The sequence below is a fragment of the Clostridium sp. CM037 genome (assembly GCF_055081095.1).
Genome location: NZ_CM143650.1, coordinates 2,655,554 through 2,668,004, shown reverse-complemented (window position 1 = coordinate 2,668,004; position 12,451 = coordinate 2,655,554). Strand labels below are relative to the sequence as shown.

General features: G+C 33.5%; 11 protein-coding genes. 9 read left to right on the top strand and 2 right to left on the bottom strand.

Annotated elements, in window-relative coordinates; all coding sequences use genetic code 11:
* Positions 1-21 precede the first annotated feature (21 nt).
* The 9 genes from ACWJKP_RS12970 (at position 22) to ACWJKP_RS12930 (ending at position 6,051) form a co-directional block, all read left to right on the top strand.
* Positions 22-2,076: an alpha-amylase family glycosyl hydrolase gene (locus ACWJKP_RS12970; RefSeq protein ID WP_165414034.1), complete on the top strand. Its 2,055-nt coding sequence runs from the start codon at positions 22-24 to the stop codon at positions 2,074-2,076.
* 84 nt (positions 2,077-2,160) lie between these two features.
* Positions 2,161-2,352: a hypothetical protein gene (locus ACWJKP_RS12965; protein ID WP_165414035.1), complete on the top strand. Its 192-nt coding sequence runs from the start codon at positions 2,161-2,163 to the stop codon at positions 2,350-2,352.
* 100 nt (positions 2,353-2,452) lie between these two features.
* Positions 2,453-2,899, top strand: a complete 447-nt coding sequence (locus ACWJKP_RS12960; protein ID WP_462961203.1) for an FtsW/RodA/SpoVE family cell cycle protein — start codon at positions 2,453-2,455, stop codon at positions 2,897-2,899.
* The gene (locus ACWJKP_RS12955) at positions 2,848-3,297 is read left to right on the top strand and encodes an FtsW/RodA/SpoVE family cell cycle protein (RefSeq protein WP_165414051.1); all 450 of its coding nucleotides are present in this window, start codon (positions 2,848-2,850) and stop codon (positions 3,295-3,297) included. The genes ACWJKP_RS12960 and ACWJKP_RS12955 overlap by 52 nt, the downstream gene beginning before the upstream one ends.
* A 155-nt stretch (positions 3,298-3,452) precedes the next feature.
* Positions 3,453-4,007, top strand: a complete 555-nt coding sequence (locus ACWJKP_RS12950; protein ID WP_165414037.1) for a hypothetical protein — start codon at positions 3,453-3,455, stop codon at positions 4,005-4,007.
* Complete coding sequence (locus ACWJKP_RS12945; protein WP_165414052.1) at positions 3,947-4,333, top strand: peptidoglycan DD-metalloendopeptidase family protein; 387 nt, start codon at positions 3,947-3,949, stop codon at positions 4,331-4,333. Before ACWJKP_RS12950 ends, ACWJKP_RS12945 begins: the two co-directional genes overlap by 61 nt.
* A gap of 378 nt (positions 4,334-4,711) precedes the next feature.
* Complete coding sequence (locus ACWJKP_RS12940) at positions 4,712-5,167, top strand: ribonuclease (RefSeq protein WP_165414038.1); 456 nt, start codon at positions 4,712-4,714, stop codon at positions 5,165-5,167.
* A gap of 1 nt (position 5,168) precedes the next feature.
* Positions 5,169-5,444, top strand: coding sequence for a barstar family protein (locus tag ACWJKP_RS12935; RefSeq protein WP_165414039.1), 276 nt, complete (start codon positions 5,169-5,171; stop codon positions 5,442-5,444).
* Positions 5,445-5,541: 97 nt separating this feature from the next.
* Positions 5,542-6,051: a GNAT family N-acetyltransferase gene (locus tag ACWJKP_RS12930; protein WP_165414040.1), complete on the top strand. Its 510-nt coding sequence runs from the start codon at positions 5,542-5,544 to the stop codon at positions 6,049-6,051.
* A 333-nt stretch (positions 6,052-6,384) separates the two neighbouring features.
* On the opposite strand, the gene ACWJKP_RS12925 is transcribed toward ACWJKP_RS12930, so the two are convergent.
* Together ACWJKP_RS12925 and gltB are read right to left on the bottom strand one after the other, a co-directional pair.
* Positions 6,385-7,821: a glutamate synthase subunit beta gene (locus tag ACWJKP_RS12925; RefSeq protein ID WP_165414041.1), complete on the bottom strand. Its 1,437-nt coding sequence runs from the start codon at positions 7,819-7,821 to the stop codon at positions 6,385-6,387.
* A 63-nt stretch (positions 7,822-7,884) separates the two neighbouring features.
* The gene (gene gltB, locus ACWJKP_RS12920) at positions 7,885-12,405 is read right to left on the bottom strand and encodes a glutamate synthase large subunit (protein WP_165414042.1); all 4,521 of its coding nucleotides are present in this window, start codon (positions 12,403-12,405) and stop codon (positions 7,885-7,887) included.
* Between the last annotated feature and the right edge of the window lie 46 nt (positions 12,406-12,451).

Here is a 12,451-nt window from a genome sequence, read left to right as displayed (position 1 = left end):
AAATACGAAAGGAATTTTTAAATGGAGGATTATAAAAATAAAAACATCAAAATAATAGAGATTGATCCATATCTCAAGCCGTTTGAAAGTGATATTAGGATTAGAGTGGAACGTTATACATCTTGTAAAAAAGAATTACTTGGTAATAATCAAAGCTTTGACTCTTTTGCGAGTGGCGACTTATTTTACGGGTTCCATTTAATTAAGGGTGGATGGGTTTATAGAGAATGGGCCCCTATGGCTGATGCTCTTTATTTAATTGGCGATTTTAACTCTTGGAATCCTCAAACACATCCATTGATAAGAAAAGAAAGTGGAAATTGGGAGATTTTTTTGCCAGGGGTACAAGCCCTAAAACATTTATCCTATGTTAAGGTAAGGGTAGTGGCTAAAGGTGTATCAAGAGATAGAATTCCTCTTTATATTAAGCGGACGATGCAGGATCCTATTACTAATGATTTTGTAGGACAAATTTGGCAACCAGACTTTGAATTTAAGTGGCGGGATAGTGAATTTCATGTTGATAGCGAATTGCCATTGTTTATATATGAGGCTCATGTAGGTATGTCCCAGGAAAAAGAAGGAATGGGTACTTTTAGCGAGTTTACAGAAAATATTCTTCCAAGGATAAAGGCTGCTGGTTATAATACTGTGCAGCTTATGGCGGTAATGCAACATCCATATTATGCCTCTTTTGGTTATCAAGTATCTAATTTTTTTGCTGTTTCATCTTGGTTTGGAACCCCTGAAGAGCTTAAAACATTAGTTAATGCTGCCCACCTTATGGGAATTGCGGTATTACTTGATTTAGTACACTCTCATTCAATTAAGAATATAGCTGAGGGGATTAATGAGTTTGACGGAACTGATTATCAATTCTTCCATACTGGAGTTAAGGGGAATCATCCAGCATGGGGTACAAAACTTTTTAATTATGGGAAACCAGAAGTTCTTCATTTCCTTTTGTCGAATATTAAGTTTTGGCTAGAGGAATACCATTTTGATGGTTATCGATTTGATGGTGTGTCATCGATGTTATATCACCACCAAGGGCTTGGAGTAGTGTTCTCGGATTACAGTAAATACTTTAGTATGGATACGGATATAGAAGCAATTACTTACCTTCAATTTGCTAATGACTTAGTAAGAGAAGTAAAACCTAATGCAGTAACTATTGCAGAGGATATGAGCGGAATGCCTGGAATGTGTCTGCCAGTTGATTTTGGTGGCATCGGCTTCGATTATCGTTTGTCTATGGGAGTGCCTGATCTTTGGGTGAAATTGTTAAAAGAACTGCCAGATGAAAAATGGAGCATGTGTCAATTGTGGCACGAGTTAACTAATAGACGGCCTGAGGAAAAGAATATAGGGTATTCTGAATCACATGATCAAGCACTTGTAGGTGACAAGACCTTAATGTTCCGTTTAGGCGGAAAGGAAATGTATTCTCACATGCTAAAAAGTGATGATAATTTAATAATAAATAGAGCAGTAGAACTTCATAAACTTATTAGATTTATTACTATAACTTTAGCTGGTGAAGGCTATTTAAATTTCATGGGGAATGAATTTGGTCACCCGGAATGGATTGACTTCCCAAGAGAAGGTAATAATTGGAGTTATAATTACGCAAGAAGACAATGGAGTCTGATGGATAATAAAGATCTTAAGTATGAATATTTGTCAAATTTTGATAAAGAAATGCTAATTTTATTAAAAACATATAATGTTTTAAGTGCAACAGACCTCCAAAATCTTTGGACTGATGATAAGCAAAATATGATTGCTTTCAGAAAAGGTGAATTAGTATTTTTATTTAATTTTAATCCATCTGCTTCTTTCTCAGAATATGAACTACCTACTGGCGAGATGGGTGAATATAAGATTATCTTTAATAGTGATGAAACGATATTCGGTGGCCAACACAGAATTGCAACAGATTATATATACAGCGCGAAAACATTACGAAATAAGGGGAATAAACCTGGGATTATAGTGTATTCACCTAGTAGAACTGTGCTAGTTCTAAAGAAAGTTATTCAAATGAGTGACCCCTGCCCGACAATGGAAGGGTAGAAAATCATGAATCCTAAAAGTAATGATATGTAATATATGACAAAATAAAAACACCTAGAAGAAATTCTTCTAGGTGTTTTTATTTTGAAGGATTTGGAAGTAGCTTATAGAAGAGGTATTGTTAAAAACATAATTGAAAATATACTCCATTCACATGGAAGTACAACATCAGCATTATTGTCTATTGTTATTTCATTTAATACAATTTCGTTAATTATTATCTTCTTTAAGAGAAATATAGTCCCTAAAATTAAAAAATATTATATTCTATATTGATATTTTGGAATATAATGTTATTATTATATTTATGATATCGATGTATCGGATTACTAGGTATAAATGGTATCATATGCCATAAAAATATAAGGGGGGGTGCATGTGCTTATTATTTGCCTTATCATTTTTTATAAGTCACCCTATAAATGGAAGTCCTTTTATTAGTGTAGGGAGATTTACATTTGATATTAAAGCAATTAGTTTATATGTATTTATAATAGCACTAGCAGGTATATTCAATAACGATGACTGGAATAAAAAAATGAATTTAATTAAAGCTGTAGGGTATTTAATTATTCCAATGCTTTTAATGCTGGCTGCTCAAGGATTAGGTTACTGTGGAATTTATTTTATTACATTTATAGTTTTAGCTCTTAAATCTAATCTGAAAAAAAGATATGTAATTTACATTGTTGCACTTAATACTATTTGTTTTCTGTATTATATTGTATCAGAACCATATAGAATAAGTAGGTTTTTTACTTTTTTACACCCATTCTCGGATGCAAGAGGAGTAGGATTCTTAAATGTACAGATGTACAAATAGCTCATACATCGGGAATTTTCGGACATGGGTTTTCTGCAAATGAGGCACTGTTAAAAGTACCTGAGATGCAATCAGACTTTGTTTTTATTTATATAGTACATACTTTTGGGTGGCTTGGAGCCGCGGTTATTATTTCTATTATTGTTTCTTTCATATATAGAATTCTACATGTTTCAAAATATGTTAGAGATAATTATGGACGATTACTTATAAGCGGTTTGATTAGTATATTTATAGTTCAATTCGCAGCAAATATATTAATGAATCTAAATTTATTCCCTATGATAGGAACTGCACTTCCTTTTATAAGCTATGGAGGCCCTTTAGGGATTATTAATATGGTATCCGTAGGCATTATTATGAGTGTGTATAGAAGGCGAAGTTTATCCAATTCATGAATGTGCTAATTCTATGTTGATTATTAAATAATTACTTAAGTATAATATGAAAAATATGTTATAATTTTATTAAAGGTTATTTATATCATAAAAGAGCGATACATACATAATTGTAAGCTATTGTGAAGAATTAATAACGACGGGGGAGAATAGTAATGTTTTTAAGTAGAGTTCAATTATTTATTGCAACAAAAATATTAAATATAGTATTACCTATACTAATTTTATTTGGTATTTTTGAATTTGGAAAAGGTAATCTCATTGATAATATTATATATATTTTCTTTGTAGGTAATTTCATATTATTATTATTTAAGACAGCTCCTTGGGAATTTACAAACTACTATATTAGATATTTTTTAGTTTTGATTTATTTAATAGTTGCTTGCAGAAATTTTATTTTTATTAATACAGGCATACAAAGTATATTTGATATTAAAGTTTTTACAGATGTTTTAGTTTTAATTCCATCTTTAATCTTAATGTATTTTAATATTAGTGCTATTCGTGCTTCAAAGAAGCCAGAGGATTGTGTAAATTTATTATTACCATTTAAAGATGGTAAATATATTATTACGGATGGTGGGGATGGTAAGATTAGCTCATTACTCAATTATCATAATAAAGCTCAGATACATAAAAGTGGAAAATCAAATACATCTATGAGATATTTCATGAAAAGGTATATTGCCCATGTGAGGCTACTGTAGTTGAAATAGTAAATGGAATAGAAGATAATATTCCATTTGGTGGGAAATATCCTTATAATGTTGGAAATCGGGTAATATTAAAAATAGATAATTATTATATAGTTATGGGACATTTGGAGAAGGATAGCATAACTGTAAAAGTAGGTGATGATGTAAAACCAGGGCAACGATTAGCAATTATAGGGAACAGTGGGTTAACCCCTCGGCCTCATTTGCATATGCAAGTATCAAAATGTGAAGATGGACAATATTGGAAAGGCAAGAGTGTACCTATACTTTTTAATGGGTTATATTATCCAATAAAGAATAAAATTATTAAAGTTTAATTATACCTTTTCCATATGTATTTTCCTTTTTTGAATTACTACTTCACATGTGCATGATTAAATTTCACAACATGCGTTCCTGAATCATCAATTCTTATAGTAACCGTCTCTTCTAGATATATTTATTTTAGATATTCTCTAGGTGGACTTATTTACCCTTTCCTTCTGAAATGTCGTTAAAGCCTGAGGTTAGGAGTAAAATTCTCATCTGTGGCTTTTATATAAATTTTAGTAATGTAATTACAATATAATACACTTGTTACAAAAAAAGAGTATAATGTAGATGTGTTTATATTAGCAGTGTGCCCTTACCCATAAAAACTAAAATATGATATAAGCATATAAGGATTAAATTAAAAGGGAAGGATGGTATTTGGTATGAAAAAGTATTTAAAAAAACTTTGTATTGCTTTTGTTGTTTTGCTTGTTGGATTAATAGGTTTTTCACCACAAAATTCAGTCATTGCTAGTACTAATATTAATCCAGGTATAAATAGTTTTCAAGGTGTAGCGGATTATATTCATGCACAGCGGAAATTACCAAGCAATTACATTACTAAGACTCAGTCATCTAAATTAGGATGGCGCCCAGGTGAGGATTTATGGAAATATGCTCCATATAAAAGTATAGGAGGAGATATATTTACTAATTCAGAACGAGTTTTGCCAGATGCACATGGTAGAGTATGGCATGAATGTGATATTAATTATTTTGGTGGACATAGAGGTGCTGATAGAATACTATACTCAAATGATGGTATGATTTATGGTACAATAGATCACTATCAGACATTTATATGTTATTATGACAACTATGGTTCTAAGGGGATTTAACATGAAAACAATAGTTTTAGACGGTAAAGATTTTACTAATATGGAGCAACTTCATTTAATATTTAAATCAGCGCTAAACCTCCCTGACTATTATGGCAAAAATCTAGATGCTCTATGGGATTGTCTTACAGGAGAAATTGAGCTTCCATTAACGGTCGTATGGAGTAACTTTCAAGATAGTAAAACTAACTTAGGTGATTATGCAGACAAAACCTTACAGCTTTTGTTAAAAGCCGAAAAATATTTTAATGGAGAATTAAAGGTAGAGTTCTACTAATATTTTTCGCATAAAAATAGCTATGTTGTACTCGTAAAAAATGGCGAATTAATTATAGAATATTTTACTCATATAAAAAGAAAAGGAGAAAAATTAAATGGAGTTAAGTACAGAACGTTTAAAAATTATCCCCTTGACACTTCATCAGTTTAAATTATTGCTTGATGGAATTGATAAAATGGAGAAGGAATTAAAATTAAGTGCTTCAAATGAATGTTTAGATGGAGATACTCAAGAAGCCATGGAGGGATTATATCAAGAAGCTGTAAAAAATAGAGATAGATATTGTTGGTACACAAATTGGCAGATTATTTTAAAATCAGAAAATAAGGCTATTGGTAGTGCTTGTTTTATGAAATGTCCAAATGAAAATGGTGAGGTTGAAATAGGATATGGTATCAATAGTACCTATCAAAATAGTGGGTATATGACCGAGGCAGCACAGGCTATTTGTGAGTGGGCTATTAGTCAACATGATGTTTCTATTATCATTGCGGAAACAGAAAAAGACAATATTGCTTCACACAGAGTTTTGCAAAAGTGTGGAATGGAAAAATATAAGGAAACAGACGAGGAAATTTGGTGGCGTATGAAAGTTGCTGAATAATATAATCTTTAGTCAACATACTACGTATTCTTCTCATAATCCGAATTAAGGGAAACTCAAAATTTGCGGATTTTCTTAAAGATTGCAAAATATAAAAGATAAGCAGAAGGCTGTGTTTAAACTTTCGGCTTATCTTTTATATTATTAAAATACATACCATAGGATGTACTAATTACTATATATGCGATATAGTATGAACTTTCTCCGGAAGTGACTTCGTACCTAGGTGTGTTGAATAAGAAGAGTAGAAACATTTAATGGAATTTCACGTTTCAAACTCTTATTTGGAGTCACGCAGGAGAAAGTTCATAGTTCTCGCACTCCTATTTATTATTACCCCCTTAATGAGGTTTCCCCCATTAAATACTTATCAATATTTTTAGTAACTGCGCGACCTTCATATATTGCCCAAACAACTAATGATTGGCCCTTTTTCATATCTCCAGCTGCAAAAACGCCTTGTAAATTAGTCATATAATTATCATCTACAATAACGTTTCCGCGGTTATCAAAGTCTAAAGTTAAGTCCGTAAGCATACCTTCATGTTGTGGATGCAAGAAACCCATAGCTAAAATAACCAAGTCAACTTTGAGCTCAAATTCTGAACCTGGTATTTCACTCATTTGTTGCATACCTTTTTCATTACGTGTCCACTCAACTTTAGATGCATGGAGCGTAGTAACTTCGCCATCTTCACCAGTGAATTTTCTTGTAGTAATATTCCAATCGCGGTTGCAACCTTCTTCATGAGAAGTAGTAGTTTTTAGTGTTCTAGGGTATGAAGGCCATGGCATTGTGTCGTCTCTATCTACAGGGGGCTTTGGCATAATTTCATATTGATATACGCTCTTAGCTCCTTGCCTTATTGCAGTTCCAATACAATCTGAGCCAGTATCTCCGCCTCCGAGTACCAGTACAACTTTGCCTTTAGCATTTATCTCACTAGCTTCTATTGTTTTGCCTGAAACTCTTCTATTTTGTTGTTTTAGATAATCCATAGCAAAATGTACACCTTTTAATTCTCTGCCTTCAACTAATAAATCTCTAGGAATTGTACTACCACCAGTTAAAGCTACTGCATCAAATTCAGATAAAAGAGTGTCTACAGAATAATCAACTCCGACATTTACATTAGTTTTAAAGCTAACTCCTGCCTCAATCATAAAATCCACTCTTCTTTGAACTATGCTTTTATCTAATTTAAAATCTGGTATGCCATATCTTAAAAGCCCGCCTATTTCATCGTCCCTTTCAAAAACAGTTACATCATGGCCTACAGAGTTAAGTTCAGCAGCTGCCGCAAGGCCCGATGGACCCGAACCAACAATAGCGACCTTTTTACCAGTCCGAACTCTAGGCTCTAAAGGGTTTGTCCATCCTTGTGAAAATGCTTTTTCTATAATATTTAATTCTATTTCCCTTATTGCAACAGGGTCTCCATTAACTCCTAATGTACATGAACCTTCACAAGGGGCGGGACAAATCCTGCCAGTGAACTCTGGGAAATTATTTGTAAGGGTTAACCTGTTATATGCTTTTTCCCATTTTTCTTTATATACCATGTCATTCCAATCTGGAATTAAGTTTCCTAGAGGGCAACTCCAGTTACAAAAAGGAACACCACATTCCATGCACCTTGCACCTTGCTGACGCAGTTTTTCAACTGGAAATTCTATGAATAATTCTTTAGAGTCCTTAATTCTATCTTTTACAGGGCGTTTATTTGCAGTTTCTCTTTTGAATTCTTTGAAACCATACAATTTTCCCAAATTTAACACCTCCAAAAATTGAAAACTGAGAACCGTCCCTAAAGAGAGACAGTTCTATAGCTTCTATTTACCTTCTAATATTGCTTTGTAAGCGGTTGGTATTACTTTTTTGAACTTTAACTTGTATTCTTTCCAGTTATTTAGAATTTTACTTGCTTTATGGCTGTTAGTTGTTTCAAAATGTTCTTTTATTATCGAATGGAGTTGTAATAAATCTGGTTCTGAAGTTATTAATTCTACTTCTATCATTTCCATATTACAGTTTGATTTTAATGTTTCATCTTCGTCGATAACGTATGCTATACCACCGCTCATTCCGGCTGCAAAGTTTCTGCCTGTTCTTCCGATAATAACTACAATTCCACCTGTCATATACTCACAACCGTGGTCTCCAATTCCTTCAACTACAGCCTGGGCTCCTGAATTTCTTACTGCAAAGCGTTCGCCTACTAATCCGTTTATAAACAACTTACCAGAAGTCGCTCCATAAAGAATTGTATTACCCGCGATGAAGTTTTCGTCTTGAATAAAACTGCAATTTTCTGGTGTCTTTACAATTATTTTAGCACCTGATAATCCTTTGCCAACATAATCATTTGCATCTCCTACTAAGTTTAATGTTAATCCATTAGCACCAAAGGCTCCAAAACTCTGACCTGCTGCCCCAACAAAATTTAATGTTATTGTATCGTCAGGAAGTCCAGCGGCGCCATATTTCATAGCAATTCTTCCACTTAACATTGCACCAACAGAACGATTAACATTTTCAATTTCTAAATTAGAGGTGCTTTTCATTCCATTTTCTAGGGATATTTTTGCCATTTCAATAAGCTTGAAATCTAAAGAAGTATCTAACCCGTGATCTTGTGATATTACACAGTACCGCTTAATCCTTTTGGGCATATCAGGTTTATATAGAATATTTGATAAATCTAGTTCATTTGCTTTCCAGTGGTCTATAGCCTTTTTCTGATTAATTTTATCTACTCTACCTATCATTTCATTCATAGTTCTAAAACCAAGTCTCGCCATATGCTCTCTTATTTCCTTGGCAATAAATGTAAAGAAATTCACCACGTATTCAGGTTTTCCCTTGAAATTCTTACGAAGTTCTGGATCTTGCGTAGCTATGCCCATATCACAAGTATTCAAATGACAATTTCTTAGCATAGTACAACCGAGCACTACAAGAGCTGTAGTTGCAAACCCAAATTCTTCTGCTCCAAGAAGTGCTGCAATAACAACATCGCGTCCTGTTTTAAGCTGACCATCAGTTTGAACGGTTACTCTGCTTCTTAAATTATTTAAAAGCAATACCTGCTGGGTTTCAGCAAGTCCAAGCTCCCAAGGTAGCCCCGCATGTTTTATTGAGGAAAGTGGGGAAGCACCTGTTCCTCCATCATGACCACTTATTACTATAGCGTCTGAATGTGCCTTAACAACTCCGGCGGCTATGGTTCCAACACCTAACTCTGAAACCAATTTTGTACTTATTCTGGCCCTAGGGTTTACACTCTTTAGATCATGAATAAGCTGAGCTAAATCTTCAATAGAATATATATCGTGATGAGGTGGTGGGGAAATTAAATCAATCCCAGGGGTTGAATGCCTTAGCCTAGCTATATTTGCATCAACTTTTTTGCCTGGTAGTTGACCACCTTCACCAGGTTTTGCTCCTTGAGCTATTTTTATTTGCAATTCGTCTGCATTTACAAGATATTCAGCAGTTACACCAAATCTACCGGAAGCTATTTGTTTAATTGCACTTCTTCTTAAATCACCATTCTCATCAACTTTGAATCTTTCGGCATCCTCTCCACCTTCACCAGTGTTGCTTTTTCCACCAAGCCTATTCATAGCTATAGCCATAGTTTCATGGGCTTCCTTGCTGATGGACCCAAAGGACATTGCACCTGAGCAAAAGCGTTTTACTATTTCACTAATTGGTTCAACACTTTCTATTGGAATTCCGTTCCCATAATTAAGTTCAAATAATCCTCTAATTGTACATAAGTTCTTGTCCTGCTCATTTATCACTTTTGCATATTCTTTATATAAATTATAATCATTTGATTTTGTAGCAACTTGAAGTTTAAAGATTGTATCCGGGTTAAATAAGTGGTGTTCTCCACCTTTTCTCCAAGAATATGCCCCTCCTACATCAAGTTCAGCTATAGGTTTTCTTAATTTGTTGAAGGCATTTTTATGCCTAATTAATACTTCTCTTGCTACGGTATCTACACCAATTCCACCAATTCTAGAAGAAGTTCCACCAAAATATTTTTGGAGTAAATCAGAACTTAAGCCAACTGCGTCAAAAATTTGTGCTCCATGATAACTCTGTATAGTTGAAATTCCCATTTTTGATAATATTTTTAGAAGCCCTTGTGATATTGCAAGTATATAGTTTTCATGGGCTTTTTCTATAGAAACATTTTCTATATCGCCATCATTTATAATATTATCAATAGACTTAAATGCAAGATATGGATTAACACCTGTTGCCCCATAGCCAATTAATAAGGCAAAATGCATTGTTTCTCTAGCTTCTCCTGTTTCGACTATAATAGAAACAGAGGTTCTGGTCTTTTTGCGGGTTAAGTGCTGCTGAACGGCAGATAATGCAAGTAAGCTTGGGATTGCAGCATCATAAGAGTCTACTGATTTATCACTAAGAACGATAATATTATAGCCTTCTTCAATTCTTGCAGATGTTCTTTTGCAAAGCTTGTCTAGGGCATCTTTAAATCCTTCAATTCCAGTATCTGCTTTAAAAGTTATGGGAATTGTTGTAGTTTTAAAAGCGTTATCTTTTAAATTTTTAATCTTAGCTACTTCTAAATTAGTTAAGATAGGGCTCTTTATTTCTATAAATGGGTTATCAGTAAGATCTTGATTTAAAACATTATCTTGAGATCCCAAATAGTTCATAAGTGACATTACCATTTTTTCTCTAATTGGATCTATTGGTGGATTGGTAACCTGAGCAAAAAGTTGCTTGAAATAAGCAAATAAGAGTTGAGGCCTATTAGATAATACAGCCAGTGGTGTATCATTTCCCATAGAGCCAATGGGTTCCTTACCATCTCTTGCCATAGGAGATAGTATAATCCTTAAATCTTCTAGAGAATATCCAAAGGCTTGTTGCCTTTCCTTTAAAATATCTTTGTCTATTTTAACGTCATTAATTACAGCATCAAAATCTTCTAGATAAAGTTTATTTTTTAAAATCATTTCACCATAAGGCTTGTTTGTGCAAACTGTTTTTTTTACTTCTTCATCTTCAATTATTCTGCCTTCATTTGTATCAATCAAAAACATCTTTCCTGGTTGAAGCTTGCCTTTTTCTTTGATATTCTCTGGTTTAAACTTAAGTACTCCAGCTTCAGATGCAAGAACAGCAAAGCCATCCTTTGTTATTATATATCTTGCGGGCCTAAGTCCATTTCTATCGAGTGTTGCACCTATTCGAATACCATCTGTAAATGCAACAACAGCAGGACCGTCCCAAGGTTCAATTAACGAACCATGATACTCATAAAAAGATTTTTTATAATCTTCCATATCATTATTTGACATCCAAACTTCAGGAATCAACATCATTATGCTATGAGGTAGAGATCTTCCATCCATTTTTAAAAGTTCTAACATATTATCCAGGGAAGCTGAATCGCTACCATTAGGGCTAATAATTGGGAATAATTTCTTTATGTTCTTTCCATACACCTTGGACTTTAAAACTCCTTCGCGAGCATTCATCCAGTTTCTATTTCCTCTAATTGTATTTATTTCGCCATTATGAGCCAAATATCTAAAGGGTTGTGCTAAATCCCAAGTTGGAAAGGTGTTTGTACTATATCTTTGATGAACAAGGCAAATCGCACTCTTAAAATTTATGTCTTGTAAATCAATGTAAAATCCTTTTATTTGGTCGGCAAGTAAAAGGCCCTTGTAAACAATTGTTCTGCTAGAAAGACTGCAGATATAGAAATATTCTGTGCTTCTATTAACCAATTTGATTACTTCTTTTTCTGCTCTTTTTCTTATAATATAAAGTCTTCTTTCAAATTCTTCTTGAAGTTGCTCATCTGTTAGAGTCGGATCTTTAAAATTTGATCCTAAAAAAATCTGTCTAATTATTGGCTCTGTTCCTTTTGCTGTGTCTCCAATGTTTCTATTATCTATAGGAACAGATCTCCAACCTAATATTTTTTGTCCTTCTTCTTCGGCAATTCTTTCAAGTATTCCTTCACATTGAAATCTTAATGCAGGTTCCTTTGGCAAAAAAATCATTCCTACGGCATAGCTGCCTGCCATTGGTAACTCTAGGCCTAAATTGTCACAGCTAATCCTAAGAAATTCATCAGGAATTTGTACCAAAATACCTGCACCATCTCCAGTTTTAGGATCTGCACCCACTGCACCTCTATGAGTTAAATTCACAAGAACTTTTAACCCTTTTTTTATAATACCGTTGGTTTTCTCACCTCTGATATTTGCTACAAAGCCAACGCCACAATTATCTTTTTCAAAGGCCGGATCATACAATCCTTGCTTTTCAGGATAACCAATGCTATTACTCATGATATTACCCCCTTTTTCATTTTATAAATGATTTTTATAAATGAAT

Bases quoted from the DNA above. Each gene is read 5' to 3' on its own strand.
- ACWJKP_RS12970 (WP_165414034.1), top strand. From the start codon at position 22: ATGGAGGATTATAAAAATAAAAACATCAAAATAATAGAGATTGATCCA.
- ACWJKP_RS12960 (WP_462961203.1), top strand. From the start codon at position 2,453: ATGTGCTTATTATTTGCCTTATCATTTTTTATAAGTCACCCTATAAAT.
- ACWJKP_RS12950 (WP_165414037.1), top strand. From the start codon at position 3,453: ATGTTTTTAAGTAGAGTTCAATTATTTATTGCAACAAAAATATTAAAT.
- ACWJKP_RS12940 (WP_165414038.1), top strand. From the start codon at position 4,712: ATGAAAAAGTATTTAAAAAAACTTTGTATTGCTTTTGTTGTTTTGCTT.
- ACWJKP_RS12935 (WP_165414039.1), top strand. From the start codon at position 5,169: ATGAAAACAATAGTTTTAGACGGTAAAGATTTTACTAATATGGAGCAA.
- ACWJKP_RS12930 (WP_165414040.1), top strand. From the start codon at position 5,542: ATGGAGTTAAGTACAGAACGTTTAAAAATTATCCCCTTGACACTTCAT.
- gltB (WP_165414042.1), bottom strand. From the start codon at position 12,405: ATGAGTAATAGCATTGGTTATCCTGAAAAGCAAGGATTGTATGATCCG.